The following is a 26,432-nucleotide window of genomic DNA, read 5'->3' on the forward strand; positions in this document are numbered from 1 at the left end:
GGTGGTCAGAGGAACAGGCAGAACGGGTGCCCGCTCGGGTCGAACAGCACCCGGACGTCGTCCTGCGGCTGGACGTCGGCGAGAACCGCGCCGACCGAGACCGCCCACGCCGTGGCGGCCTCGAGGTCCTGCACCCAGATGTCCAGGTGCTGGGTGGCGTTCTGCCCGCCGTCGGCCGACGGCCAGACGGGTCGGACGAACCGGCGTTCGCCCTCCAGGTTCAGGGTCGGCCCCGGTTCCCCGTCCGGCGGCTTCAGCTGGGCCCAGCCGGGGTCGTCGCCGACGGGTGGGTCGTCCCCGGTCACCCGCCAGCCCAGCAGCTCGCGGTAGAACGCGGCCAGACCGTGCGGGTCGTCGGTGCCGACGGTGATCGAGGTGAGCTGCAGCCGGGGTCGCTCCATGCTCCCAGTTCTACAGGGACCGATGAGCGACGGGGGTCGACGGTCTACAGCTCGATGGTCGGGCTGACCACCGTGTGCGGCGAGCCGTCGGCCTCGGTCGTGTGCAGGGCGAACTTCGCCAGCCCGGCCGGCAGGTCCTCGATCACGAACCGCCCGTCCTCGTCGGCGTGGGTCCGGTGGGCCCCGTCGGCCAGCAGCACCTCCACCAGCAACCCGGCGCCCGGGGCGACCCAGCCGTCCACCCGTACGGTGCCGTCCGGCTGCGGGCTGATGGTGACCATCGTGGTCACCGACTCGGCCGTGAACGTGACGGTCCGGATCGACTCGGTGGACGCGCTGCGGGCGCCGCTGTCCGCCAGGTCGAGCGAGGTGAGCGTGGCCACCTCGGTGTGCAGGGCGTCCAGGGTGATCTCGAACTGGATCCGCTCGACCAGCCCGTCGGGGACGGGGTCCAGGTCCTCGTAGCAGGCCCGGAGCGCGGCCAGGAGGGCCTCGTCGTCATCGGTCAGAGCCTCGGCGGCCAGGGTGAGCTCGGTCTCGTCGACCGCGGGGTCGGCGGGTCGGTGGTCGTGGTTGCTCATCATGCCTCCCAGGCAGGATCGGCGGCGAGGGCGAGCCGGAGCTTCGCCAGGCACCGGCCACGGGTGGGCCCGATGCTGCCTTGCGGCATCCCCAGGGAACGTGCCAGCTCGGCGTAGTCGGGACGATCGGCGAACGCGATCACCCGCAGCAGGGTCTGGCACCGTTCCGGCAGCTGCTGGACGTGCTGCCACAGCCGCGACTGCGCGTCGGCGGCGCAGACGTCGTCCTCCACCGACTCGGCGCTGGGCGCCTGGTCCTGACCGATGGCGGACTCGAAGTCCTCCGGCCGGACCCGGTTGGCGGCCTTGGCCACCCGCCAGGCCTCCCGGCGGGTGGTCACCACCATCCACTGCAGCACGGCCTGGGGCTCGCTGATGGTGTCCGCCTTGCGGACGAGGGTGAGCCAGACCGTCTGCAGCACGTCCTCCGCCGCCGCCGCGTCCAGGCGGACCCCCCGGACGGTGTGCCAGAGGATCGGAGTGAGCGTACGGACCAGGTCGGCCATCACGGCCTCGTCGCCGGCGCGGTAGGCCGCGAAGAGCCGACCGGCGCGCGTGGCCAGTCCGTCCTCCAGCTTTCCGGGCATCGAGGGGCTCCGTTCGTCGGACCGGCTTCGGTCACCGGGCTGGTCGGACGCCGGCGGGTGGGGCTGCTGACGCGGGGACCTCGGCTTCTGGCTCATGTCTCTTCGATGAGTGTGCTCGGCTCGCTCTGATACATCCAGCCCCCGACGTGCGAGGATCGTCCGACCGCTTGACCGACCCGAACGGCCGCTGGAGGAGCCCGACCGTGAACCCCGATCCCGACGGCTCCGTGCTGTTGACCTCGACGGACGTGGAGGAGCTGCTGCGTGCCGCGGTCGACCACGGCGGCGGCTCCCTGCTCAGCTGGCAGCTGGACCATGTCGACGCGCACCCGCAGCGTTCCACCACCGCGACCTACACGGCGGTGGTGGACTGGCCGTTCGGTCGCCGCAACGAGCTGCTCGGCGCCAGTGTCCGGGTCGGTGGGCGGACCGAGACCGACGAGCGCGCCGTGATCTTCGCCGACGGGCAGCGTGAGGTCGCCGTCTGGCTCTACCCGCGCGACCCTGACCTGCCCGGACTGGTCCGGGCGGCCTACCCCGAGCAGGTGGCCGCCCTGCTGCATGCGTACGAGATCACGCCCGAGCTGGTGGAGACCGACCAGGTCGAGCTGGAGATGATCGGCTACCGACCGCGCCGCCGCGCCGTCCTGCGGGCGACGGTGCCGATCGACGGCCGCCGCACGGTGTTCTACATCAAGGTGCTGCGGCAGAAGCTGTTCGAGCCGACGCTCCGCCGCCACCAGCTGCTGCTGGGGGCCGGCCTGCCGGCGCCGCAGGTGGCCGCCGCCACCGACGACTGCCTGCTGGTGCTCCCGCAGCTCCCTGGTCGGCCGCTGGCCCAGGCCATCTTCGATCCCCAGCCGCCGTGCACGGCCGAGCAGCTGGTGGGTCTGCTGGACGCGATGCCACGGGAGGTCGCCACCCTGCCGCGCCGCAACCCGTGGACCGACGCGATCGACCAGTACGCGGCGATGGTGGCCGCGGCCCTGCCTCCGCTGGAGAGCCGCCTGCAGTGGCTGGTCACCCAGGTCAGGGGTGGGTTGGCCGGCATCGGGCCGGGCAGCGAGCCGACCCACGGCGACTTCCACGAAGGGCAGCTGTTCGTCGCCGACGGACGGGTCACCGGGCTGCTGGACATCGACACGGTCGGGCCGGGCCGGCGGGCCGACGACCTGGCCTGCCTGGTCGCGCACCTGTCCACGGTGCAGCGGATGAGCACCGTCCAGGCCGCCCGCGTGTCGCAGCTGGTGCGGACCTGGATGCCGGTCTTCGACGCCCGCGTCGATCCGGTCGAGCTGCGCCTGCGGGCCGCGGGGGTCGTCGTGTCGCTCGCCACCGGCCCCTACCGGGGTCAGGAGCCGCACTGGGAGGCCGAGACCGAGCAGATCGTCGACGCCGCCGAGCGGTTGGTCCGCAGCGCGGGCTGACGTCGTCGGTCTCGCGCGGACCCGCCGGGGCTGCTGCCGGCGTCGCCGCCACGATGAGAGGTCTCTCATCGTCGTCTCCCGGGCGCCTCATCCGCGGGGGGTTGGCTGGCGGGCATGCGCACCCGTACGAAGTGGATCGTCGCCGGCGGTGCCGCGGCCCTCGTGATCAGCCCGGTCGCCGCCGTCTACGGTTCGCCCACTCTCGATGCCGAGCCGGAACACCGAGGACTGGTGGTCGACGCCGAGGCGGCCAACCGGGCCAAGGCGGCCCGGGGCACCCCCACACCTGCGGCCACCACTCCGGGTCGGACCGCGACCGCGTCCGCGGCGACCGCGACACCCGGTCCCACCGCGAAGCCGAGCAAGAAGAGTGAACCCGCGGGGAAGAAGACCGTCTCGGCCGCCAGTCCGATCAGCCCCACGTCGCCGAAGTCGCCGGACACCCCTGAGTGATCCTGTGCCGGCGGCTCGTTCCGGGGTGCGGCTAGAACCCACCCATCCCGGCGTCGCCGCCCAGGTCGGGCGCGCCGCGTCCGGCACCGGTGTCGCCGGCGCTGCCTCGGCCGAAGTCGAACTGGCCGGCGGACCGCGACTTCCCACAGCGTCGGCAGACGTCGACCGGTCGGGCCGCCTCGACGTCGTCGAACCGCCTCATCTCGGTGGCCCAGTCATGCCGGCCGAGCCGGCAGGCGAAGGTCGTCACGACCCCAAGTGTCGGGTCGTCGCCGGCACCTGGACCACGGACAGCCGACAGACAACGCGGTCCGGCCGGGCGGGCGATCCGGTCCTAGACGGACAGCCGGTAGCCCGCTCCGCGCACGGTCGCGATCCGGTCGCTGCCGATCTTGTTGCGCAGGTAGCGCACGTAGACGTCGACGACGTTGGAGCCGGGATCGAAGTCGTAGCCCCACACCCGGGAGAGCAGCTGCTCGCGACTCAGCACCTGGTTGGGGTGCCGCAGGAACGTCTCCATCAAGGTGAACTCCCGGGCCGACAGCTCGACCGGCTTGCCGGCCACGGTGACCACCCGGGTGCGCAGGTCCAGGCTGAGCTCGCCGTGGCCGAGCACCACGGTCTGGGCCGGCGTCGTGTCCCGCAGCCGGATCCGGACCCGGGCCAGCAGCTCCTCGAACCGGAACGGCTTGGCCATGTAGTCGTCGGCGCCGCCCTCCAGCCCGGCCACCGTGTCGGTGACGGAGTCCCGGGCGGTCAAGATGATCACCGGCATGGTCGAGCCCTGCCCGCGGAGGGCCTCCAGGACGGCGAAGCCGTCCAGCTGCGGCAGACCGATGTCCAGCACCATCAGGTCGAACTCGTTGGTGCAGGCGTAGTCCAGGGCGTCCGGGCCCGTCCTCGCCACGGTGGTGGACAGTCCGGCGGCGCGCAGCCCCTTCTCGACGAAGGCGGCGATCCGCGGCTCGTCCTCGGCGATCAAGATGGCGGCCACGTCACGGTCTCCCTGGTTGTCGCGTCGTCGGGGGTTGTTGCGTCGGCGGCGGCGGCGGGCCGCGTCGACCCGGGTGGTGGGTCGGACCCGGCGACCGGCTCGTCGTGGTCGATCGACCGGCCCGTGCGGGGGAGGCAGAGGGTGAAGGCGGAGCCGACCCCGACCTCGGAGGACAGAGCCACCCGGCCGTGGTGGGCCTGGGCGATCGCGTCCACGATGGCCAGTCCCAGTCCGGCGCCGTCGTCGGTCCCGGGCGGTTGGGTGCCGATCGGGTCCGAGCCACGACCGAAGCGCTCGAAGATGCGGCTGCGGTCCTCGGCGTGGATGCCGATGCCCTCGTCACGCACCCAGAGTCGCACCTCCGGACCGTAGATCCGCCCCCCGAGGGCCACCACCGAGCCCGGTTCGGTGAACTTGAGTGCGTTCGCCACCAGCTGGATCAGGGCCTGGGTGATCCGCTGCGGGTCGAGCTGCACCACCTCGTTGCTGGTCGACTCGATCAGCCAGCGTCGGTCGCCCAGGGCGATCACCTTGTCCAGCACGCCGGCCAGCAGGTCGGCGACCACCACCGGCTCCGGCTGCACGAAGTCGGGCCGGCGGGCCTTGGCCAGCATCAGGATCTCGTCCACCAGCCGGCGCATCCGGTCGAGCTCCTCGATCGCCAGGTCGCGGGTCTCGATCACGTCGGCCGGGTCGTTCGGGTCGACCAGCTCCAGGTGCCCGCGGACGATGGTGATCGGGGTCTTGAGCTCGTGGCCGGCGTCGTCCAGCAGGCGCCGCTGGTTGTCGAAGGAGGCCGACAGCCGGTCGAGCATGGAGTTCATCGTCCGGCCGAGGTCGCCGACCTCGTCGCCGGCCAGCTCGTCCACGGGGATCCGGTCGCTGAGGTCGGTCTCGGTGATCCGCTGGGCGGTGCTCCGCAGGGACCGGAGCGGGGACAGCAGCTTGCCGGCCACCTGGTAGCCGACGATGCCGATGGCGACCAGGGCCACCAGAGCCACCCCGGCGTACGTCAGGTGGGTGCGGATGATCGGCTGGAAGGCGAGGCGGACGTCGACCGCGGCCACGTAGTGCCCGAGGTCGGGGGAGCCCTTGACCTGCACGGGGACGGACATGAAGGCGATGTCGGGGTGGCCGGCGGTGGAGAGGCGCTGCAGCTGGACCGGCGCGCCGGGACGCACCGCGGCCGCGGCGGCGATCAGCTCGGGATCGTTCTCCAGCGACTTCTGGCTCGGCTCCTCCGAGCTGGGCACCCACTCGACCTGACCGTTGACCAGACCGATGATGGCCTCGTCGGGATCGGGGACCGAGCTCTTGATCGCAAGCCACAGCACGTCGCCTGGACCGGTGATGGTGCGCCCGGTCTCACCCCGTCCGGCCAGGGTGGCGACGGTGTTGATCTCCTCGTTCTCCTGCAGCAACGAGTTGCGGATGTTGTCCAGCGTCTGCTCGCGGGCGATCAGGTAGGAGACCCCACCCGCCCCGAGCATGCCGAGGGCGGTGGTGACCAGCACGGCGGTGAGGATGCGGGCGCGGACCGAGAGCGGGCGCCAGGGCACGGGACGCCGCGATGACCGGGTCGGACGACCGGCGCGGTCCCGGGTGCGGTCGGCGGTCATCGGACAAGCATGCCCGAGTCCGGTACGGGTCACGGGGAGCCGCCGGTGAGAATGCTCTCATCAACCCCGCAGGGGGGCGGGCGATGGAAGGACGACGATGCGAGGTCAGACCGAGTCGGGCACTCCGTTCGAGCCGGTCTACGGGCCGGCCGCCCTGAACGGCTTCGACCCCGCCACCGCCCTGGGGGAGCCGGGGGAGTTCCCGTACACCCGGGGGGTCTACCCGACCATGTACACCGCGCGAGGGTGGACGATGCGGCAGTACGCCGGTTTCGGCACCGCTGCGGAGTCCAACGCCCGCTACCTGGAGCTGATCGGGCACGGCACCACCGGGTTGTCGGTCGCCTTCGACCTGCCCACGCAGATGGGCATGGACTCCGACGCCCCGCTGGCCGGCGGCGAGGTCGGCAAGGTCGGGGTGGCGATCGACTCGATCGAGGACATGCGGACCCTGTTCGCCGGGATCCCGCTGGGGGAGGTGTCCACCTCCATGACCATCAACGCCCCGGCCGCGGTCTTGCTCCTCCTCTACACGCTGGTGGCCGAGGAGCAGGGGGTGGACCTCTCGGCGCTGACCGGCACCATCCAGAACGACATCCTGAAGGAGTACATCGCGCGGGGCACCTACATCTACCCGCCCGGCCCCTCGTTGCGCCTGGTCAGCGACACCTTCGCGTGGTGCCGGGAGCACACCCCCCGGTGGAACACGATCTCCATCTCCGGCTACCACATGGCCGAGGCCGGGGCGACGCCGGCGCAGGAGGTCGCCTTCACCCTCGCCGACGGGATCGCGTACGTCGAGGCGGCGCTGGCGGCCGGGCTGACGGTCGACGACGTGGGCCCACGGCTGTCGTTCTTCTTCGTGTCCCGCACGACCCTGCTGGAGGAGGTGGCCAAGTTCCGCGCGGCCCGGCGGATCTGGGCCACGATCATGACGGAGCGGTTCGGGGCCAAGGACCCGAAGTCGGCGATGCTGCGCTTCCACACGCAGACCGCCGGCGTGCAGCTGACCGCCCAGCAGCCTGAGGTGAACCTGGTCCGGGTCACGGTCCAGGCCCTGGCCGCGGTGCTCGGGGGGACCCAGTCGCTGCACACCAACTCCTTCGACGAGGCCATCGCGCTGCCGACGGCGACGTCGGCGCGGCTGGCCCTGCGGACCCAGCAGGTGCTGGCCTACGAGACCGACGTCACCGCCACCGTCGACCCGTTCGCCGGCTCGTACGTGGTCGAGTCGCTGACCGATGACCTGCAGGCCGAGATCGAGCGGCTGATGGGCGAGGTCGCCGACCGGGGCGGGGCGGTCGCCGCCATCGAGGAGGGCTACCAGAAGAGCGAGATCGAGCGGTCGGCGTACGACGTCACCCGCGGGGTGGACAGCGGCGAGCGGGTCGTGGTGGGGGTGAACCGCTACCAGCTGGCCGAGGAGGAGCCGTACGAGCCGCTGCGGGTCGACCCGGCCATCGAGGCGGAGCAGACCGGGCGGTTGGCCCGGCTGCGGGCCGAGCGGGACCAGTCGGCCGTGGCCGCCGGCCTGGCCGCGGTCTCGGCGGCGGCGGCGGGCACGGACAACGTGCTGGTGCCGCTGCGGTCGGCGCTGGCCGCCCGGGCCACGGTCGGAGAGGTCTGCGACGCCCTCCGCGCGGTCTGGGGGACTCATCAGCCGACGGAACGCTTCTGAGGGGGGTGCGCATGGCCGAGTACGACACCGTGGTGGTGGGGGCGGGAGTGGCCGGGCTGACGGCCGCCCGGTTGCTGGCGCAGGCGGGGCAGCGGGTCGTGGTGCTCGAGGCCCGTGACCGGATCGGTGGCCGCACCTGGACCGACCGCGCCGACGGTCGGGTGACCGACCTCGGCGCTTCCTGGATCCACGGCGTCGACGACAGCCCGCTGGCGGCGGCGGCCGGGGCCTTCGGTCTGCGCACGGTCGAGTTCACCGTCGGGGCGTTCCAGCCCGACAGCCGCCCGATCGCCTACTACGACCCGACCGGCCGGCGGCTCGACGCGGCGACCGCCCAGCGCTACGTCGACGACCTGCACCGCTTCGACGAGGACCTGGCCCGCGCGGTCACCGCGGCCGCACCGGGCACCTCGTACGCCGAGGCGGTCGAGGCCACGCTGGCCCGGCAGGACTGGGACACCGAGCGGGCGGAGCGGGTGCGCGAGCACCACCGTCACCGCACCGAGGAGCAGTACGGCGTCTGGATCACCGACCTCGACGCCCACGGCCTGGACGACGACGCCGTGGCGGGCGACGAGGTGGTGTTCCCCGACGGCTACGACCAGCTCGCCGGGCACCTCGCGGTGGGTCTCGACGTCCGCCTCGAGCACGTGGTCCGACAGGTCAGCTGGTCCGTCGAGGGGGTCACGGTGGTCACCGACCTGGCCACCGTCAGCGCGGATCGTGCCGTCCTGACCGTGCCGATCGGGGTGCTGAAGTCCGGGGACCTGACCATCCGTCCGGCCCTTCCTGAGCCGCTCGCCGGAGCCGTGGACGGCCTCGAGATGAACGCGTTCGAGAAGGTCGTCCTGCGCTTCGGTCGCCGGTTCTGGGACGAGGACGTCTACGCGATCCGGCAGCAGGGACCCGAGGGGGCGTGGTGGCACTCCTGGTACGACCTCACCGACCTGCACGGCGAGCCGACGCTGCTCACCTTCGCGGCCGGTCCGTGCGCGCGGGAGATCCGCCACTGGGACGACGACCGGGTGGCCGCCTCCGTACTGACCCAGCTCCGGCGCCTCTACGGGGACGCCGTCGAGGCTCCCGTGCAGGTGCACGTCACCCACTGGCAGGCCGACCCGTACGCGCGGGGCTCGTACGCGTACCTGGCCGTCGGCGCCCGGCCGGAGGACCACGACCTGCTGGCCACTCCGGTGGGCGGGGTGCTGCACCTGGCCGGCGAGGCCACCTGGACCGAGGACCCGGCCACCGTCACCGCCGCCCTGCTGTCGGGCCACCGGGCGGCCGGGACGATCCTGGACCGTGAGCTGCCGATCGAGGCCCTCTGGGAGACACCGTTGCCCGATCAGTTCAGCTGAGAGCTTCACTTTGCTGAAGTTAAGATCTAGGCTTCAGAGATGACCGTCTACGTGCTGATCGGCGACCTGGTGGGTTCACGGCGTTCGGCGTCGCGTTCGGCGGCTCAGGCGGACCTGGCGGCCGCCCTCCGCGCCGCGAGCGCGGTGGTCCCGCCGGTGGACCGGCTGGAGCCGACGGTGGGCGACGAGTTCCAGGGGGTGTACGCCGACCTCGGGGCCGCGACGCTGGCCGCCCTGCTGGTCCGGCTGCACCTGCCGGCGCCGATGGACGCCCGCTGCGGCATCGGCGTGGGTGGGCGGGAGGTCTTCGACGCCGCCAAGACCCCGATGCTCCAGGACGGCGAGGCCTGGTGGAGTGCGCGCGCTGCCCTGGCCCTCCTCGACGAGCCGGCCGCCCGCGCGCGCCGCACCGCCTACGACGACCGCCACGCCCCGTCCGTCGCGGGCCCGGCCCCGTGGGTCAACGCCTTCCTGGTCACCCGCGACGCGCTCGTCGACCGGCTCAACGACCGTTCCCGCCGGATGCTGCGCCGGTCCCTCGCGGGAGCCAGCCAGCACGAGATCGCGGCGGAGGAGCAGGTCAGCGACTCCGCCGTCTCCCAGGCCTTCGCCAAGGGTGTCAGTGCCGTCCGCGATGCTCAGCGCATGCTCGTCGACACCTCCGATCCCGCTGTCCCGGCTCCGCCGCGGTGACCGCGCTCGCGCTCTGGCTGGTGCTGGTGGGCGGGCTGGACGTCGTCCGGGCCCGGCAGCGACTCGGTCGACGGCCGGTGCTGCTGGTGGCTGCGCTCGGGACGGCGCTGTCGTTGCTGGCCGCCGTGCTGGTCGGTCCGGAGGGGGCGGGCTGGCTCGCCTGGATCGCCGCCACCCTCGGGATCGCCGGTTGGGTCGTCGGCTCGGCCGTGGCCGTGGCCCGCTTCGGCGGGGTCGCGACGACTCGGTGGCCGGCCGCCCTGACGCCCGCGCGTGCGGCCGGGCTGGCGTACGCGTCGCTCCTGCTCGGGGTGCTGGCGCTGCTGCTGGCCGGACCCGCGGCCGGACGCGCGTCGTTCCTGCTGGCCGGGCTCGACCGCTCCGGGCTGGCCCACCTGCCCGCGGAGCGGGTGCTGCTGGTCCTGGCGGCCCTGGTGGTCCAGATCTCGACCGCCAACGTGATCGTGCGGCTGCTGCTGGACCTGGTCGGGGTGCCCGCCAGCGACAACGAGAAGACCCTGCGCGGCGGACGGATCCTCGGTCCGATGGAGCGGCTGCTCATCCTCGGGCTCGGTGTCGGGGGCAGTCTCACCGGCGCTGCGGTGGTGGTGGCCGCGAAGTCCCTGCTGCGGTTCCCCGAGCTCCGGGTGCCGCGCGCCGGCGATCCCGGCTACGGCGGCGCCAGCGACGTCACCGAGTACTTCCTGGTGGGCAGCTTCGCCAGCTGGCTGGTCGCGTTGAGCACGGTGGGGCTGGTCGCCCTGGCGGCGTCCGGCTGACTCGCTCGGCGAAAGAGCGGGTCGCGACTGAAGCGGAGCCCTTCACTGCGGCGTTCTGAAGCCCCCTGCTTCACTCATGGCCCGAGAGTGGTCAGAGACCGGCCTTCTCCAGGGCCTCCTCGTAGACGTCGAGGGCGTCACCCTGCGAGAGCCCTGAGGCCACGGCGCTCTCGTACACCTTCTCCAGGCCCTCACCCACCTGCTCGTAGCGGGCCATCCAGCGCTCCTTGTCCCTCCGCCAGTAGCCGAGGACGGTGAAGCGGTCGGTGGGCCAGCCCAGCTCGCGACGGACGTACGTGCGGACCGCCCGCGACTCCGCCGCCTCACCGGCGAACCAGAGGTAGCCCGGTCCGGCCGGCAGCTCGAGCTCGCGCAGGGCCGCGAACAACCGGCTCGGCCCGTGACCGTTGCCGCTCCCGGCCAGCCAGGTGTACGTCACGTCGGCGGCGGTCTCGATCTCCTGCTGATCGCCGGGCTCGGTCACCTCGGCCAGGACGATCGCGCGCCGACCGGCGGGGAGCTCCTCCAGGATGCGACCGAGGGCGGGCAGGGCGGTCATGTCGGCCAGCAGCAGCTGCCAGGCGGCGTCACCCGGTGGGGCGTACCAGCCGCTGGCCGGACTGAGCTGGACGACGTCGCCGACGCGCGCCTGGATCGCCCAGCCGGCGGCGGCGCCGCCTTCGTGGCGGACGAAGTCGATGACCAGCTCGCCGGTCCCGGCATCGACCCGTCGCACCGTGTAGCTGCGCATCTCCGGCTCGTCGTCGGCCGGGTAGTCGAGAGTGCCGTCGGCTTGTCGGACGGGTGCCGGTGCCTCGCGCTCACCCGGTCGGGGGAGCACCACCACCAGTCGCTCGTCGGGGTCGCCGCTGCTCACGAAGCGGCGGAGGTCCTCGCCGCCGAAGACGATCCGGACCATGTTCGGGGTCAACGCGCTCACCTCCCGCACGTCGGCGCGGAAGTAGTCGGCGTAGTAGCCCACGAGTGGCCTTTCCTGAGAGAGACGGGGGTGCTCGATCTTGCTAAGGCGAGCCTACCCTTGCTCCACCTGACGGTGAACATCGGCGCGATCGCCTCCGCCGCAGTGAGAAACTGGCGCCGTGCAGGTGCAGACGTCCACAAGCTCACGGCTCGGGCTGATCAGGTCGGAGACCGATCGGCTGTACGGCGATCTGGTCGCCCTCCGTCGCGACCTCCACGCCCACCCCGAGATCGGCCACGAGGAGTACCGGACCACCCAGCTCGTGGTGGACACGCTGGCTCGCGCAGGTCTCCACGCCGAGGTGCTGCGCACCGGCACCGGCGCGGTCTGCGACATCCTCCCCGACGGCGTGGGCCCCGACGACCTGGTCGGGCTCCGGGCGGACCTGGACGCGCTGCCGATCCAGGACGGCAAGAACGTGCCCTACCGGTCGGTCACCGACGGTGTCTGCCACGCCTGCGGCCACGACGTGCACACGTCGGTGGTGCTGGGCGCCGGTCTGGTGCTGGCCCGGCTGCGCGAGGAGGGCCAGCTGCGCCGCGGCGTCCGGCTGATCTTCCAACCGGCCGAGGAGACCAGCCCCGGCGGCGCGGTCGACGCCATCGCCTGCGGGGTGCTGGACGGCCTGAGCGAGGTGTACGCGTTGCACTGCGACCCCCGCACCGACGTCGGGCAGATCGCGCTCCGGGTCGGCCCCATCACCTCGGCGGTGGACCAGGTCACCGTCACCGTCACCGGCAGCGGCGGGCACACGTCGCGGCCGCACCTGACCGCCGACCTGGTCGGAGCCCTGGGGGCCCTGGCCACCGAGACCCAGCTGCTGCTCTCCCGTCGGGTCGACCCGCGCAGCGGGCTGTCGATGATGTGGGGACGGATCCACGCCGGGTCGGTGGCCAACGCCATCCCGCAGGTCGGGGTGATCGAGGGCACGCTGCGCGCGCTGGACGAGAACGGCTGGCGGACCGCACAGCGGCTGATCCCGGAGCTGGTCAGCCAGATCGTGCAGCCCTTCGGGGTCGGTGTCGAGGTCTCGGTCACCGCCGGGGTGCCACCGGCGGTCAACCACGAGCTCGGTGTCGCACGGCTGACCGCGGCCGCCGGCGGGGTGCTCGGTCCGCACGGCGTGACGGTCACCGAGCAGTCGCTGGGCGGCGAGGACTTCGCGTGGATGCTGCGTCAGGTGCCGGGGGCGATGGCCCGGCTCGGGGTCCGGCCGGTCGGGCAGCCGGCGGCCGCGGACATCCACCAACCCACCTTCGACGTGGACGAGGAGTGCATCCGGGTCGGGGTCGCCGCCCTGGCCGCGGTGAGCAGCCGCCCGGCGGAGTCCGCCGCGGAGTGACTGCGCGCCGAATTTCCCAGATCGTTACGCGGAATCGCAGCAATCCCTGAGGGTCCGGTTAGAGTCTGTGAGAATCAAGGCCGGACCGACGATGCGTGCGGTCACGAGTTCGCGGGACAGCAGAATGTCTCGTCCCATCTTGTCGAGGAGATCTGAGTGAAGAAGACGTTCCTGGGGTTGTGTGCCGCTGCTGCCGCCACGACCCTGGCCCTCGCGGGCTGTGCGCAGGCGCCGGGCACCGAGGGCAGTGGCTCCTCCGCCGCTCCGAGTGGCGGCACCAGCGCCGCCACGGGTGACTTCAAGGGCTGCATGGTCTCCGACTCCGGTGGCTTCGACGACAAGTCGTTCAACCAGACCTCCTACAAGGGCCTGACCGACGCCAAGGACCAGCTCGGCATCGCCACCGGCGAGGTCGAGTCCGCCACCACTGCCGACTTCGCCAAGAACATCCAGTCGATGGTCGACGCCAAGTGCAACATCATCGTGACCGTCGGCTTCCTGCTGGCCGACGACACCCTGGCCGCGGCCAAGAAGAACCCCGACATCAAGTTCGCCATCGTCGACTCCAACGACGCCAAGTTCGCCGGCGTGACCAACCTGAAGCCGCTGGTGTTCAACACCGCCCAGTCCAGCTTCCTGGCCGGCTACTTCGCGGCGGGCATGTCCCAGACCGGCAAGGTCGGCACCTTCGGTGGCCTGAACATCCCGACCGTGACGATCTTCATGGACGGCTACGCCCAGGGCGTCGCCTACTACAACAAGCAGAAGGGCAAGAACGTCTCGGTGCTCGGCTGGAACGCCGAGAAGCAGGACGGCACCTTCGTTCAGTCGGACAAGCCGTTCGAGGACGTCAAGGGCGGCGGGCGTGCGGCCCAGGGCCTGACCAGCCAGGGCGCCGACATCATCTTCCCGGTGGCCGGTCCGGCCGGTGAGGGTGCGCTGCAGACGGCCAAGGCCAGCAACGGCAAGGTGAACGCCATCTGGGTGGACACCGACGGCTGCGTCAGCGCCCCGAACTACTGCGCCAACATCATGACCAGCGTCTACAAGGGCATGGACGTCGCCGTGTTCGACGCGATCAAGGCCGCGCAGGACGACTCGTTCTCGAGCGAACCGTTCGTCGGGACGCTGGAGAACGAGGGCACCGGGCTCTCCCCGTTCAACGACTTCGACGCCAAGGTGCCGGCCGAGATGAAGACCGAGCTCGACGCACTCAAGGCCGACATCGTCTCCGGCAAGATCACGATCGAGTCGAAGTCCCAGCCCACCACCTGATCGACCGGTGAGCACCTGATCGCCAGCACCGACGAAGGGAGACCCGCCAGGGTCTCCCTTCGTCGCCTTTACCGCCCACTCCTGCGAGGATCGGGTCCAGACCCGCGAGCAGCCTGTGAAGGAGGACTCGTCCGTGACCGTCGCACCCGAGTCGGACACCCCTGAACCCGAGTCCGAGCGCCGGGGGCTCCGGCTCCGCGGGATCACCAAGCGCTTCGGGTCCCTGGTTGCCAACGACCACATCGACCTCGACATCCGCCCCGGCGAGATCCACTGCCTGCTGGGGGAGAACGGCGCCGGCAAGTCCACCCTGATGAACGTCCTCTACGGGATGCTGCAGCCCGACGAGGGGGAGATCACCATCGACGGGCGGCCGCACACCTCGCGGACGCCGAAGGAGGCGATGGGGGCCGGGATCGGCATGGTGCACCAGCACTTCATGCTGGTCGAGGTGTTCTCCGTGGCCGAGAACCTCATCCTCGGGCGGGAGCAGACCACCGGCGGCGTGCTGAACATGCGCCAGGCCCGCGCCACGGTCCGCGAGCTGTCGAACCGCTACCGGCTGGCCGTCGATCCCGACGCGCTGATCGAGGACCTCCCCGTCGGCGTCCAGCAGCGGGTGGAGATCTTGAAGGCGCTGGCCAACGACGCCACCTACCTGATCTTCGACGAGCCCACGGCGGTGCTCACCCCGCAGGAGATCGACGAGCTGATCGCGGTCATGCGGTCCCTGCGCGACGAGGGCAAGGCGATCGTCTTCATCACCCACAAGCTGCGCGAGGTGCGGGCGATCGCGGACAAGATCACCGTCATCCGCCGGGGCAAGGTCGTCGGCACCGCCCAGCCGTCCGACTCCGAGGCCCAGCTGGCCGAGCTGATGGTGGGGCGGGCGGTCAACCTGCGGGTCGACAAGGAACCGCCGTCGACCAGTGCGGACCCCCGCCTGGTGCTGTCGGGGGTCTCGGTGGCCAACGGGGCGGGAGCCCTGGTGGTGGACGGGCTGGACCTGGAGGTCTCGGGCGGGGAGATCGTCTGCATCGCCGGGGTGCAGGGCAACGGACAGACCGAGCTGGTGGAGGCGCTGCTCGGCCTGATCCCGATCAGCCAGGGCACCGTCACCCTCGACGGTCGCTCGATCACCCGGCACACCCCGAAGCAGAGCATCGCCGACGGCCTGGGCTACGTCCCGGAGGACCGCAAGCACGACGGCTTCGTGGGTTCCTTCTCGGTGGCCGAGAACCTCGTCCTCAACCACTTCGACGAGCCCCCGTACGCGAAGGGTCCGGCCCTGGATCTGGCCGCGATCCGGCGCAACGCCGAGGACCGGGTGGCCGAGTTCGACATCCGTACGCAGTCGGTCGACGACCCGGTGACCTCGCTGTCCGGCGGCAACCAGCAGAAGGTCGTGCTGGCCCGCGAGCTGTCCCGCCCGCTGTCCGCGCTGATCGCCAGCCAGCCCACCCGGGGGGTCGACGTGGGCGCCATCGAGTTCCTCCACCGGCGCCTGGTCACCGAGCGCGACCGGGGCACCGCCGTGGTGATCGTCTCCACCGAGCTGGACGAGGTGGTCGCCCTGGCCGACCGGGTCGCTGTGATGTACCGGGGCCGGCTCGTCGGCACCGTGCCGCCGAGCACGTCGCGGGAGGTGCTCGGTCTGATGATGGCCGGGGTGCCGACCGAGGAGGCGCTGGCCGCCGCCTCGGTGACCACGTCCTCGGAGGAGGACGCGGCCCTGGACAAGGACGCCGCCGAGCGAGAGGTCGGGACATGAGTGAGACGAGGCCACCGGAGCGGCCGGGGGCCGGGCCATCCGGGGTGCCCACGGCTCCTCCGCCGGCGAGGTCGGCGGACCGGACCCGATCCCGGGGCCGGCGGATCCCCTGGGTGGACGTGATCACCACGGTGGCCGCGATCATCCTGGCCTTCCTCGTGGGGGCGTTCCTGATGATCGTCTCCGACACCGACGTCCGGTCCACCTTCGCGTACTTCTTCGCCCGGCCGTCCGACGCGCTGGCGGCCAGCTGGGACAAGGTCAGCAGCGCCTACGGCGCTCTGATGACCGGTTCGCTGGGCAGCTGGCAGGCGATCACCGAGACCACGGCCCAGGCTGCGCCCCTGATCTGCGCCGGGCTCGGCGTGGGGCTCGCGTTCCGGGCCGGGCTGTTCAACATCGGCGCCCAGGGACAGGCGATCTGGGGCGCCATCCTGGCCGCCTACGTCGGCTTCACCCTGCACCTGCCCCCCGTGCTGCACCTGCTGGTGGCGATCCTGGCGGGCGTGGTCGGCGGCGGCATCTGGGGCGGCATCGTCGGCTGGCTCAAGGCCCGCACCGGCGCGCACGAGGTGATCGTGACGATCATGATGAACTACATCGCCGCCGGTCTGCTGGCCTTCTTCCTCACCACCACGGCGTTCCAGCGCCCCGGCCGCACCGACCCCATCTCGCCGATCATCGACTGGAACGCGACCTTCCCGCGGCTGGCCGGCAGCCAGCTGCACATCGGCTTCGTGGTGGCGCTGGTCGCTGCCGCCGCGGTCTGGTGGATCCTGGACCGCTCGACCATCGGCTTTGCGATCAAGGCGGTGGGGGCGAACCCGAACGCTGCGGCTACGGCCGGCATGAGTGTCGGTACCACCACCATCATCACCATGACCCTGGCCGGAGCGCTGGCCGGTCTGGCCGGGGTGCAGGCCGCACTCGGTCCGAGCGCCTCCGGGGTGCCGGTGCCGCTGTCGGCCGGCATCGTCGGCTCGATCGGCTTCGACGCGATCACCGTGGCCCTGCTGGGACGCTCCAAGCCGCTCGGCACCGTCCTCGCCGGACTGCTCTTCGGCGCCCTGCACGCCGGCGGTCTCGCCATGCAGAGCATCGCGCAGACCCCGCTGACGCTGACCACCGTGCTGCAGGCCCTGATCGTGCTGTTCGTGGCCGCCCCCGCGCTGATCACCAAGATCATCCCGTTCGTCCGGACCCGCAAGGTCCGACCGGTCGGACCCACCACCGAGGGAGGCCTGGCGTGAGCCGCCCCGACCCGTCCACAACGACGACCACCCCGCCGGCTCGTGCCGCGGGGACGGACCTGCAGTACGTGGAGTCGGCCGAGAAGCGCCGCCAGCGGCTGTCCACCGGGGTGCTGATCGCCGTCGTCGGGGTGGTGCTGCTGGTCCTGCTGCCGTCCACCACCGGGCTGGCGCGGTTCGCCCTGTCCGACGCCTTCGACGAGGTCCAGCTGCCCACCGTCGCGCTGCCCGGCGTGGTGACGGTGCTGGTCTGCGCGCTGCTGCTGCTGGCCGCCGCCGTCGGTTTCCTGTCCGGGCGACTCGCCGGTCGCTGGCCGGCGCTGGCGGGCACCGTCGCCGGGCTCGCGCTGGTGGTCGGCTTCCTCACCTGGGCCGCGGCCGGCCGGGATCTGCCCTTCCCGGTCAGCAACCAGTTCGCCGGCACCCTGTCGCTGGCCACGCCCCTGGTCCTTGGTGCCCTGTGTGGCGTGCTCTGCGAGCGGGCCGGGGTGGTGAACGTGTCGATCGAGGGCCAGTTCCTGGCCTCCGCGTTCGCCGCCGCGATCGTCGGCAGCATCACCCAGTCGGTGCCGCTGGCCCTGCTCGCCGCGGTGGTGGCCGGGGTGGCCATGGCCGCCCTGCTGGCCCTGTTCTCGATCAACTACCTGGTCAACCAGGTCGTGCTCGGGGTGGTGCTCAACCTGCTGGCGGTCGGGGTCACCGGGTTCCTGTTCGACCAGCTGGTGCAGCCGGCGTCCGCGGAGTACAACAACGCCCCGGTCCTGGAGACCATCCCGATCCCGCTGCTGTCCGACATCCCCTTCTTCGGCAAGGTCCTGTTCAACCAGAACATCCTGGCGTACCTGGCCGGCCTCGCGGTGCTCGTGGTCTGGCTGGTGCTGTTCAAGACGTCCTGGGGACTGCGGGTCCGCTCGGTCGGTGAGCACCCCGAGGCTGCCGACACCGTGGGCATCAGCGTCCGCGGCGTCCGCTGGTCCGCGGTGCTGGCCGGCGGTGTGCTGGCCGGGCTCGGCGGCTCCTTCTTCACGCTGGCCTCCACCGGCTCGTTCAGCAAGGAGTTCACCGTGGGCAACGGCTTCATCGCCCTGGCCGCGCTGATCATGGGCCGGTGGCACCCGGGGCTGGCCGCCCTGATGGCGCTGTTCTTCGGCTTCGTCACCCAGATGGCGTCCCAGCTGCAGACGCTCAGCACCCCGATGCCCAGCCAGTTCCTGCTGATCCTGCCGTACGTGGCCACCATCATCGCCGTGGCCGGACTCGTCGGCCGGGTCCGGGCACCGGCCGCCGACGGCATCCCCTACGAGAAGAGCTGAGATGACCTCGACGCCGCCGATCGACTGGGAGGGTCTGCGCAAGGTGGCGCGCGCCATCACCGCCCGGGCGTACGCGCCGTACTCCTCGTTCCCGGTGGGGGCGGCGGCCATCGTCGACGACGGCCGCATCATCGTCGGCTGCAACGTGGAGAACGCCGCCTACGGGGTCACCCTGTGCGCCGAGTGCGGGCTGGTCTCGGCCCTGCACGCGGGGGGCGGCGGGCGGCTGGTCGCGTTCACCTGCAGCAACCGGCTGGGGGAGCGGCTGATGCCGTGCGGTCGCTGCCGCCAGCTGCTGTGGGAACATGGCGGCCCCAACCTCTTGGTCGACACACCCAAGGGCATCCGGCGGATGGAGGAAGTGCTGCCGCTGGCCTTCGGCGCCGACGATCTCGACCACGTACGGAAGGAGAAGGCGTGAGCGTGTCACTCGACGTCCTCCGCGCCGCCCCCAAGGTCTCGCTGCACGATCACCTCGACGGCGGTCTGCGACCTCAGACGATCATCGACCTGGCCGCCGAGATCGGCCACGAGCTGCCGGTGACCGACGCCGACGGGCTCGCCACCTGGATCCACGACGCCGCCAGCTCCGGTCCGCTGGAGCGCTATCTGTCGACCTTCGTGCACACGATCGCGGTGATGCAGAGCGCAGACAACCTGCGGCGGGTGGCCCGGGAGTTCGTCGAGGACCTGGCCGCCGACGGCGTCGTCTACGGCGAGACCCGCTGGGCCCCCGAGCAGCACGTCGAAGGTGGTCTCACCCCGGCGCAGGCGGTGGAGGCCGTCCGGGACGGGTTGACCGAGGGAATGGCCGCGTCGGCCGCCGCCGGGCACCCGATCGTGGTCCGGCAGCTGCTCACGGCCATGCGGCACAACCGGCCCTCGCGGGAGATCGCCACGCTGGCCATCGACTACCGGGACGCGGGGGTGGCCGGCTTCGACATCGCCGGCGCCGAAGCCGGCTACCCGCCCACCCGCTACCTGGACGCCTTCGACTACCTGAAGCGCAACAACGCGTTCTTCACCATCCACGCGGGGGAGGCCTTCGGGCTGCCGTCGATCTGGGAGGCGGTGCAGATCTGCGGGGCCAACCGGCTCGGCCACGGCGTGCGGATCATCGACGACATCACCCTCGGTCCGGACGGCAGGCCCAAGCTGGGCGATCTGGCCGCCTACATCCGGGACCAACGGATCCCGCTGGAGATGTGCCCCTCCTCGAACGTGCACACCGGGGCGGCGTCCTCCATCGCCGAGCACCCGATCGGTCTGCTCCGCCAGCTCCGCTTCCGGGTGACGGTCAACAGCGACAACCAGCTGATGAGCAGGACCACGTTGTCCCAGGAGTTCGCGGAGCTCTGCGACGCGTTCGACTACACCCTCGACGACGTGCGCTGGTTCACCATCAACGCGGCCAAGAGCGCCTTCTACCCGTTCGACGTGCGGCTGCGGCTGATCGAGGACGTGATCAAGCCGGGCTTCGCGGCCCTCGGCGCCGGGTGAGCTGGGAGACGCTGACCGGCGACGCCGCCTCGATCGCCACCTCCGTGATCACCGTCGTCCTGCTGGTCAACATCGTGCTGGCGATCATCACCATGTTCCGCGAGCGCCGCGAGCCGAGCTCGTTGTGGGCGTGGATCCTGGTGATGTTCTTCATCCCCGTGCTCGGCTTCCTGCTCTGGGTCTTCGTCGGTCGCCGGCTGACCCGGGACAAGATCTTCGCCAAGCTCGAGGGCGCCGGCATCGACTACACCGAGCTGACCTTCGAGCAGAGCTGGGCCCTGGTCAGCGGCACCCTCGTGCCCAGCAACGACGCCGCCCGCCGCAACTCGCCGGTGGTGGAGCTGCTGGTCAGTGACGACGGTGCCCGGCTGAGCGAGGACAACCGGGTGGAGGTCTTCCACGACGGGCGGGAGAAGTTCGACCGGCTGATCGCCGACATCCACGCCGCGACCGACCACGTGCACGTCTACTACTACATCTTCCGGGGCGACAACCTGGGCAAGCGGATCATCGCGGCCCTCACCGACCGGGCCCGGGCCGGCGTGGAGGTGCTGCTGTTCTGGGACGCGCTCGGCGGCCGGACGATCTCGAGGTCCGACACCGCCGAGCTCCGTGCCGCCGGAGGCAAGGTGGCGGTGTTCTTCGCCAGCCGGGTGCCGCTGATCAACCTGCGGGTGAACAACCGCACCCACCGCAAGCTGGTGGTGATCGACGGCCGGTCCGCTACATCGGCGGCTTCAACGTGGGCGACGAGTACCTCGGGGAGAACCCCAAGTTCGGCTACTGGCGCGACACCCACCTGCGGGTCACCGGGACCGCGGTGTCGTCCATCCAGCAGCGGCTGCTGACCGACTGGAACGCCGCGGCGGCACCCGCCGACCGGGTTCGCTGGCGGGAGGGCTACTTCGTCGAGCCGGCGGAGGCGCCGGGCCGGGTGGCGCTGCAGATCGCCGCCAGCGGTCCGGACTCGGAGTGGGAGCGGATCAAGTTCGGCTACATCAAGATGATCGACTCCGCGCAGCGGTCGGTCTGGATCCAGTCGCCCTACTTCATGCCCGACTTCGCCGTCCTCGACGCGCTCAAGATCGCCGCCCGCTCCGGCCTGGACGTCCGGCTGATGATCCCCGACAAGCCCGACCACCTGCTGGTCTACCCGGCGACGCTCAGCTACGCCGACGAGCTGGCCCAGGCCGGAGCCCGGATCTCCATCTACCGCAACGGCTTCCTGCACGCCAAGACGGTGCTGGTGGACCACGAGATGGGTTCGGTCGGCACCGCCAACATGGACTACCGCAGCTTCCGGCTGAACTTCGAGGTCAACGCGTTCTTCTACGACGCCGACCTGGGCGCCCGGCTGCGCGACATCTACCTCGACGACCTCACTCTGTGCACCCCGTTCGACCGGACCACCGCGTTCGGGAACCGCTACCTGTGGGCGATCAAGGAGAGCACCTCCCGCCTGGTCTCGCCGCTGTTGTAGGTCCGTGCCTCTGTCCGTGGCGGGCTGAGTGCGAGGTAGGCCGCGGGTTGCCCGTCCGGGGTCGGGTTTCCCGGGTCCGTGCGGGTTGCGGGTGCCGGGTTGCTCGTCCGTGGTCGGGTTTTCGGGGCCGTGCGGGTGTGGCGTGCCGGGTTGCTCGTCCGTGGTCGGGTTTTCGGGGCCGTGCGGGTGGGGCGTGCCGGGTTGCCCGTCCGTGGTCGGGTTTTCCGGGTCCCGGGGGTCCGGCACTTCGAACATTCCGTCATTCGACGGAGTGTCCGCTTCGTACGGATCGGGGTGTGGCAGGAGCCGTCGGGTGACGGAATGTTCGCCCACGTCCGGCCGTCGGCGCAGCGGAAGTCGTCGAGTGACGGAATGTTCGCCGACGGAGGGGTCCGGCACGCTTGGACAAGAGCCGCCTGGGTCTCGGTCTCCCCTAGGGTCGTCCCGTGGACGAGTACCTCGCGCTGAACCGGGCCCTGTGGGACGAACGAGCGCCCGCGCACGCGGCCTCGCCCGACTACGCGGTCGAGCGGCTGGCCGCCGATCCCCGTCACCTGTCCGACGTGGTGCGGTTCGACCGGCCCCGGCTGGGCGACCTGACCGGGCTCCGCGGAGCCCATCTGCAGTGCCACATCGGGACCGACACGCTCTCCCTGGCCCGGCTCGGCGCGACCATGACCGGGCTGGACTTCTCGACCGCCTCGGTCGAGCAGGCGCGAGCCCTGGCCGCCGCCACCCGGACGCCGATCGAGTACCACGTCGCCGACGTGTACGACGCGGTCGAGGTGCTGGGCGCGGAGGCGTACGACCTCGTCTACACCGGGATCGGCGTGCTGTGCTGGCTCCCCGACGTGGCGCGCTGGGCGGAGGTGATCGCCGGTCTGCTGAAGCCCGGAGGTCGGTTCTTCATCCGCGAGGGGCACCCGGTGCTGTGGGCGGCCGACCAGGACCGGATGGACGGTTCGCTGGTCATCGACTTCCCGTACTTCGAGCGCTCGGAGCCGACCCTGTGGGACGAGCCGGGCACGTACGTCAGCACCGAGACCGCGTTGACGCACACCCGCTCGGCGGAGTGGAACCACGGCATCGGCGAGATCCTCTCCGCCGTGCTCGCCGCGGGGCTGACCATCACCGGTTTCGAGGAGCACCGCAGCGTGCCGTGGCAGGCCATGCCGGACATGGTCGCCGGCGGGGACGGGGAGTTCCGGCTGCCCGAGCGACCCGACCGGATGCCGCTGACCTACACCCTGCAGGCGGTCAAGCCCGCCTGAGCGCCACCGGCGAACGGGCCCCGAGAGACGTCAGCCCCGACCCGCGGCGTGGTACGCCTCGGTCAGCTCAGCGCTCATCTGGGCGCCGTAGCGGGACTGCCAGGAGTCGGCCTCCGCCCGCCAGTCGCTGACCGGTCGCCGACCCTGGAGGATGTCGTTCTCCAGGCTGCTGAACCGGGTCTGGGAGCCGGCGAACCGGTCGGCCACGGTACGCGAGTAGAGGTACACCGCGTCGTTGGCCAGGGCGTCGGGCACCAGCCGGCGGAGCAGCGCGTCCAGCTGGCGCGCGGCCTCGGGACGGCCCGGCACGAAGTTCACGATCGGGGCGTCGGTCACGTACTTCACCCCGAGCTGGCTCGCCGCACCGGTCGTGCCGATCGGCGCCGGGTTGCCGTCGGTCAGCTCGTAGTCCCCGCCGTCCCGGCCGTAGCGGACCGTCAGGTACTCGGCGCTGCCGAAGGGCGCGGCCAGGTAGTCGGCGATCTTGAGCAGGGTCTCCACCCGGTCGGCCGCGTGCTGGCCGACGGCCGCGAAACCGTACGACGGGAAGCTCAGCCACAGCTTGCCGGAGCCGCCGCCGTCGAAGGCGGGGATGGTGCACCCGCTCATCGCGAAGCCCTCGTCCTCCACGCCGGCGTAGTACTGCGGCCAGGAGGCGAACGCGTCGTCGGTGAAGTAGGCCTTGCCGGTGGAGAACCAGGTCTTCTTGTTGGGAGCGGCGAAGGCGTCGGGGTTGACCAGTCCGTCGGCGAACAGCTTGCGACCCGCCTCCAGCGCCTGCTCCTGCTCCGGAGCCGTCCACCAGCTCTGCATGGTGGTGCCGTCGAAGCGCCAGAAGTTGGGGATGGAGAGCATGTTGCGGATGAACTGCAGCGGCACCGCGGCCAGCGCCCAGACCCCGGCGCGGGGGTCGTTGACCTCGGCGCAGATGCCGGCCAGGTCGCTGAAGTCGGACAGCTCGCCGGTGATGCCGCGGCGGGCCAGCAGGTCGTCGCGGCGCAGCAGGATCCCGCTCTGCATGGCCCCGCGCGGCGAGGGCAGACCGTAGAGCCGGCCGTTGAAGCGACCGACGTCCCAGCAGGCGGTCGGCAGGTTGGCCAGGTTCGGGTAGTCGAGCACAGCCCGGCCGGACAGGTGGTCGGACAGGTCGACGGCCCGGGCGGCCATCAGCTCGGGCATCCGCGGGAAGTCGGGGGAGGCGAAGAACAGGTCGGGCAGCGAGTCGCCGGCGACCACGGTGGCGAACTTGATCTTGTAGTCGGCCTGGGGAACGATCTGGATCTGCAGCGGCGAGCCCAACGCGGCGTTGAGGTTCGACCAGACGGGGTTGTCCTGCACCGCCGGCGGGATCGGCGAGAAGGTCTGGGTCAGGATCGAGACCGGGCGGCCGTCGCCCGGTGTCCCCGCGACGGTGGTCACCGGACGCTCGGGATACCGCAGGTAGGTGCTGGGGATGGTCCCGTCCGCGGTGCCCGCGATCACCGGCTTCGGGAGGTCGGTGCGGGCCCGGTAGGTCGGGCCGGCCACCGGCGGACCGGTGGCGTCCAGCGCCGGGGGCCGACTCGAGCACCCGGCGAGCGGGGTCAGGCCGACGGCGGCCGCGCTGAGGCCCCCGGCCAGGCCGAGGAAGCTGCGCCGCCTCATCCCTTCACCGCCCCGGTGATGACGCCCTTGGTGAAGTGGCGCTGCAGGAACGGGTAGACCACCAGGATCGGGATGATCGCGATCAGCAGCATGGCCATCTGCAGGGCGGGCTGGGCGGGCAGGGCCTCGGCACCTGCGGCCACGTCCGCGGCGGACAGCTGGGTGTTGTTCAGCACGTACGTCCGCAGCACCAGCGGCAGCGGCCAGCGGGACTGGTCGTTCAGGTAGATGAGCGCGTTGAAGAAGGAGTTCCAGTAGCCGACGGCGTAGAACAGACCGATCACCGCGAGCACGGCCTTGGACAGCGGGGCGACGATCCGGGTGAAGATCTGCCAGTCGCCGGCTCCGTCCACCTTCGCGCTGTCCATGATCTCGGCCGGGATGTTGAGGAAGAAGGACCGCAGCACGATGACGTTGAAGGCGCTCACCACGCCCGGCAGGATCAGCGCCGCGAAGGTGTCGATCAGGCCGAAGCCGCGCACCGTCAGGTAGAGCGGGATGATGCCGGGGCTGAACAGCAGGCTGAGCAGCACGATCAGCAGGGCGGGACGGGAACCGAGACTGCCGGGCCGGCTGAGCCCGTACGCGAGCATCGCGCTGACCAGCACGCTGAGCACCGTGCCGACCAGGGTGACGCCGATGCTGACCAGCAGTGCGGTGGTGACCACGCCACCGGACAGGACGGTCCGGTAGGCCGCCAGCGTCGGGGCGTCGGGCCATAGCACGAAGCCGCCGGAGGCATCGAGGTGCTCCCGACTGGACAGGCTGGTCGAGACGATGCCGACGAACGGCACCACCACGGCCAGGGTGGCCAGCCCGAGCACGATGAGCTTGAGCAGCGACTCGGGCAGACCCGGTCGGTTGGTCCGGCCGCCTCGGCCACGGTGGCGCCGTCTCGCGGGAGCGGAGTCCGGTGCGGGAGCGATCGTCGTCGTCTCGGTCATGAGCGGTACACGCCGTCCTCGCCGAAGATGTGCGCCACCTTGTTGGCGGCGATGACCAGCACGGTCGCGATCAGTCCCTTGACCAGACCGACGGCCGCCGCCGTGCCCCAGTTGCTGCCCAGGATGCCGAAGTTGAACACGTAGGTGTCGATCACCTCACTGGCCTCCAGTCCCACCGCCTGCTGCTGCAGGATGATCTGCTCGAAGCCGACGTTCAACGAGTCGCCGAGACGCAGGATCAGCAGCAGGATGATCACGCCCTTGAGTGCGGGCAGGCTGACGTGCCAGAGCTGTCGGATCCGGCTGGCGCCGTCGATCGCGGACGCCTCGTACAGGCTCTGGTCGACCTGGGACAGCGCGGCCAGGAACAGGATCGTGGCCCAGCCGGAGTCCTTCCAGATCACCTGCGAGGTGAGCAGCCCGATGAAGACGTCGGGGTTGGAGATGATGTCCAGCGGCTCGGCGCCGCGGGCCAGCAGGAAGCTGTTGAGGAGCCCGCTGCCGCCGAGCAGCTGCTGGAAGATCGCCACCACGACGACCCACGACAGGAAGTGCGGCAGGTAGAGCACGTTCTGCACGATCCGGCGCATCCGCTCCGACAGCAGGCTGTTCAGCATCAACGCCAGCACGATCGGGATCGGGAAGACGAAGATCACCTGGACCAGGGTCAGGATCAACGTGTTGCGGACCGCGTTGAGGAAGTCGGGATCGCCGTTGACGATCACCGCGAAGTTCTCCAGGCCCGTCCACGCGCTGCCCCCGATGCCGAGGAAGGGCTGGTAGTCCTGGAAGGCGATCACGTTGCCCAGCAGCGGCAGGTAGTGGAAGGCCAGCAGAGCGGCGATCCCCGGGACCGCCATCAAGATCAGGACGCGATCACGTCGCCACCGAGCCGCGGTGCTCGACCGCGATCGGGTCAGGCTGGTGCTCACGTGGGTCTCGTCTCCGTCGGCGGCCGGTACGGGGGGACTTTACGTTGTAAACGCAAGAGCTCGGCAGCGGGGGCCGTCGGCGCCGGCCGGGCCGGGCGGTCGGGGGTCGCTCCGACGGCTCGATATCACGGTTCGCGACCCGGCTCGCCGCACTAGGG

At 71.3% G+C, this 26,432-nt stretch carries 26 protein-coding genes; 16 read left to right on the forward strand and 10 right to left on the reverse strand.

The annotated features are described in order from the left end of the window. Positions 1–5: 5 nt before the first annotated feature. The 3 genes from ABD714_RS02085 to ABD714_RS02095 are packed head-to-tail and all read right to left on the reverse strand — an operon-like array spanning position 6 to position 1,569. Positions 6–401 (reverse strand): VOC family protein, encoded by a 396-nt coding sequence (locus ABD714_RS02085; RefSeq protein WP_344810602.1) that lies wholly within the window; start codon positions 399–401, stop codon positions 6–8. 44 nt (positions 402–445) lie between these two features. Next, the gene (locus ABD714_RS02090; RefSeq protein WP_344810603.1) at positions 446–982 is read right to left on the reverse strand and encodes a hypothetical protein; all 537 of its coding nucleotides are present in this window, start codon (positions 980–982) and stop codon (positions 446–448) included. After that, complete coding sequence (locus ABD714_RS02095; protein WP_344810604.1) at positions 982–1,569, reverse strand: RNA polymerase sigma factor; 588 nt, start codon at positions 1,567–1,569, stop codon at positions 982–984. The genes ABD714_RS02090 and ABD714_RS02095 overlap by 1 nt, the downstream gene beginning before the upstream one ends. Positions 1,570–1,772: 203 nt before the next feature. Between ABD714_RS02095 and ABD714_RS02100 the strand changes: the two genes are divergently transcribed. Together ABD714_RS02100 and ABD714_RS02105 are read left to right on the forward strand one after the other, a co-directional pair. Then, entirely contained in the window at positions 1,773–2,996 is a 1,224-nt protein-coding gene (locus ABD714_RS02100) for a phosphotransferase (protein WP_344810605.1), read from the forward strand. A 114-nt stretch (positions 2,997–3,110) separates the two neighbouring features. Continuing rightward, entirely contained in the window at positions 3,111–3,449 is a 339-nt protein-coding gene (locus tag ABD714_RS02105; RefSeq protein ID WP_344810606.1) for a hypothetical protein, read from the forward strand. A gap of 31 nt (positions 3,450–3,480) precedes the next feature. On the opposite strand, the gene ABD714_RS02110 is transcribed toward ABD714_RS02105, so the two are convergent. The 3 genes from ABD714_RS02110 to ABD714_RS02120 form a co-directional block, all read right to left on the reverse strand. After that, on the reverse strand, positions 3,481–3,699 hold the full coding sequence (locus ABD714_RS02110; protein WP_344810607.1) for a hypothetical protein: 219 nt from the start codon (positions 3,697–3,699) through the stop codon (positions 3,481–3,483). 84 nt (positions 3,700–3,783) lie between these two features. Further along, positions 3,784–4,443, reverse strand: a complete 660-nt coding sequence (locus ABD714_RS02115) for a response regulator transcription factor (RefSeq protein ID WP_344810608.1) — start codon at positions 4,441–4,443, stop codon at positions 3,784–3,786. Continuing rightward, positions 4,428–6,062 (reverse strand): sensor histidine kinase, encoded by a 1,635-nt coding sequence (locus ABD714_RS02120; RefSeq protein WP_344810609.1) that lies wholly within the window; start codon positions 6,060–6,062, stop codon positions 4,428–4,430. The genes ABD714_RS02115 and ABD714_RS02120 overlap by 16 nt, the downstream gene beginning before the upstream one ends. Before the next feature lie 97 nt (positions 6,063–6,159). Here ABD714_RS02120 and ABD714_RS02125 point away from each other — a divergent pair, with 97 nt between their 5' ends. Genes ABD714_RS02125 through ABD714_RS02140 form a run of 4 tightly spaced genes read left to right on the forward strand, consistent with a single transcriptional unit; the run spans position 6,160 to position 10,570 of the window. Beyond that, positions 6,160–7,740 (forward strand): acyl-CoA mutase large subunit family protein, encoded by a 1,581-nt coding sequence (locus ABD714_RS02125; protein ID WP_344810610.1) that lies wholly within the window; start codon positions 6,160–6,162, stop codon positions 7,738–7,740. A gap of 11 nt (positions 7,741–7,751) precedes the next feature. Beyond that, a complete protein-coding gene (locus ABD714_RS02130; RefSeq protein ID WP_344810611.1) occupies positions 7,752–9,098 on the forward strand; it encodes a flavin monoamine oxidase family protein in 1,347 nt (448 codons plus the stop codon). A 39-nt stretch (positions 9,099–9,137) separates the two neighbouring features. Further along, positions 9,138–9,791: a hypothetical protein gene (locus ABD714_RS02135; RefSeq protein ID WP_344810612.1), complete on the forward strand. Its 654-nt coding sequence runs from the start codon at positions 9,138–9,140 to the stop codon at positions 9,789–9,791. Continuing rightward, positions 9,788–10,570 carry a hypothetical protein gene (locus ABD714_RS02140; protein WP_344810613.1) on the forward strand — a complete coding sequence of 261 codons (783 nt, stop codon included), beginning with the start codon at positions 9,788–9,790 and terminating at the stop codon, positions 10,568–10,570. Before ABD714_RS02135 ends, ABD714_RS02140 begins: the two co-directional genes overlap by 4 nt. Positions 10,571–10,661: 91 nt before the next feature. On the opposite strand, the gene ABD714_RS02145 is transcribed toward ABD714_RS02140, so the two are convergent. After that, positions 10,662–11,552 (reverse strand): siderophore-interacting protein, encoded by an 891-nt coding sequence (locus ABD714_RS02145; protein ID WP_344810614.1) that lies wholly within the window; start codon positions 11,550–11,552, stop codon positions 10,662–10,664. 118 nt (positions 11,553–11,670) lie between these two features. On the opposite strand from ABD714_RS02145, the gene ABD714_RS02150 reads away from it, so the two are divergent. The 10 genes from ABD714_RS02150 to ABD714_RS02195 all read left to right on the forward strand — a co-directional run bounded on the left by ABD714_RS02150 (position 11,671) and on the right by ABD714_RS02195 (position 22,754). Next, positions 11,671–12,894, forward strand: a complete 1,224-nt coding sequence (locus ABD714_RS02150) for an amidohydrolase (protein WP_344810615.1) — start codon at positions 11,671–11,673, stop codon at positions 12,892–12,894. A 156-nt stretch (positions 12,895–13,050) separates the two neighbouring features. After that, complete coding sequence (locus ABD714_RS02155) at positions 13,051–14,169, forward strand: BMP family lipoprotein (protein WP_344810616.1); 1,119 nt, start codon at positions 13,051–13,053, stop codon at positions 14,167–14,169. 133 nt (positions 14,170–14,302) lie between these two features. After that, positions 14,303–15,940 (forward strand): ABC transporter ATP-binding protein, encoded by a 1,638-nt coding sequence (locus ABD714_RS02160; protein WP_344810617.1) that lies wholly within the window; start codon positions 14,303–14,305, stop codon positions 15,938–15,940. Beyond that, the gene (locus ABD714_RS02165) at positions 15,937–17,190 is read left to right on the forward strand and encodes an ABC transporter permease (RefSeq protein ID WP_425562322.1); all 1,254 of its coding nucleotides are present in this window, start codon (positions 15,937–15,939) and stop codon (positions 17,188–17,190) included. Before ABD714_RS02160 ends, ABD714_RS02165 begins: the two co-directional genes overlap by 4 nt. After that, positions 17,187–18,503 carry an ABC transporter permease gene (locus ABD714_RS02170; protein ID WP_344810618.1) on the forward strand — a complete coding sequence of 439 codons (1,317 nt, stop codon included), beginning with the start codon at positions 17,187–17,189 and terminating at the stop codon, positions 18,501–18,503. The genes ABD714_RS02165 and ABD714_RS02170 overlap by 4 nt, the downstream gene beginning before the upstream one ends. Before the next feature lies 1 nt (position 18,504). After that, the gene (locus tag ABD714_RS02175) at positions 18,505–18,924 is read left to right on the forward strand and encodes a cytidine deaminase (RefSeq protein ID WP_344810619.1); all 420 of its coding nucleotides are present in this window, start codon (positions 18,505–18,507) and stop codon (positions 18,922–18,924) included. Further along, positions 18,921–20,003 carry an adenosine deaminase gene (locus ABD714_RS02180; protein ID WP_344810620.1) on the forward strand — a complete coding sequence of 361 codons (1,083 nt, stop codon included), beginning with the start codon at positions 18,921–18,923 and terminating at the stop codon, positions 20,001–20,003. Before ABD714_RS02175 ends, ABD714_RS02180 begins: the two co-directional genes overlap by 4 nt. Continuing rightward, on the forward strand, positions 20,000–20,851 hold the full coding sequence (locus tag ABD714_RS02185) for a PLDc N-terminal domain-containing protein (RefSeq protein ID WP_344810621.1): 852 nt from the start codon (positions 20,000–20,002) through the stop codon (positions 20,849–20,851). The genes ABD714_RS02180 and ABD714_RS02185 overlap by 4 nt, the downstream gene beginning before the upstream one ends. Further along, on the forward strand, positions 20,746–21,483 hold the full coding sequence (gene cls / locus ABD714_RS02190) for a cardiolipin synthase (protein WP_344810622.1): 738 nt from the start codon (positions 20,746–20,748) through the stop codon (positions 21,481–21,483). The genes ABD714_RS02185 and cls overlap by 106 nt, the downstream gene beginning before the upstream one ends. 446 nt (positions 21,484–21,929) lie before the next feature. Beyond that, positions 21,930–22,754, forward strand: a complete 825-nt coding sequence (locus tag ABD714_RS02195; protein ID WP_344810623.1) for a class I SAM-dependent methyltransferase — start codon at positions 21,930–21,932, stop codon at positions 22,752–22,754. 30 nt (positions 22,755–22,784) lie between these two features. Here ABD714_RS02195 and ABD714_RS02200 read toward each other — a convergent pair whose 3' ends face one another. From ABD714_RS02200 to ABD714_RS02210, 3 genes are read right to left on the reverse strand one after another with little or no spacing between them, the layout of a single operon-like run. Continuing rightward, a complete protein-coding gene (locus tag ABD714_RS02200) occupies positions 22,785–24,398 on the reverse strand; it encodes a type 2 periplasmic-binding domain-containing protein (protein ID WP_344810624.1) in 1,614 nt (537 codons plus the stop codon). After that, positions 24,395–25,342, reverse strand: coding sequence for a carbohydrate ABC transporter permease (locus tag ABD714_RS02205; RefSeq protein ID WP_344810625.1), 948 nt, complete (start codon positions 25,340–25,342; stop codon positions 24,395–24,397). Before ABD714_RS02205 ends, ABD714_RS02200 begins: the two co-directional genes overlap by 4 nt. Then, entirely contained in the window at positions 25,339–26,274 is a 936-nt protein-coding gene (locus tag ABD714_RS02210; protein WP_344810626.1) for an ABC transporter permease, read from the reverse strand. Before ABD714_RS02210 ends, ABD714_RS02205 begins: the two co-directional genes overlap by 4 nt. Positions 26,275–26,432: the final 158 nt, after the last annotated feature.

This window comes from Microlunatus aurantiacus (genome assembly GCF_039536605.1).
GTDB lineage: Bacteria > Actinomycetota > Actinomycetes > Propionibacteriales > Propionibacteriaceae > Microlunatus > Microlunatus aurantiacus.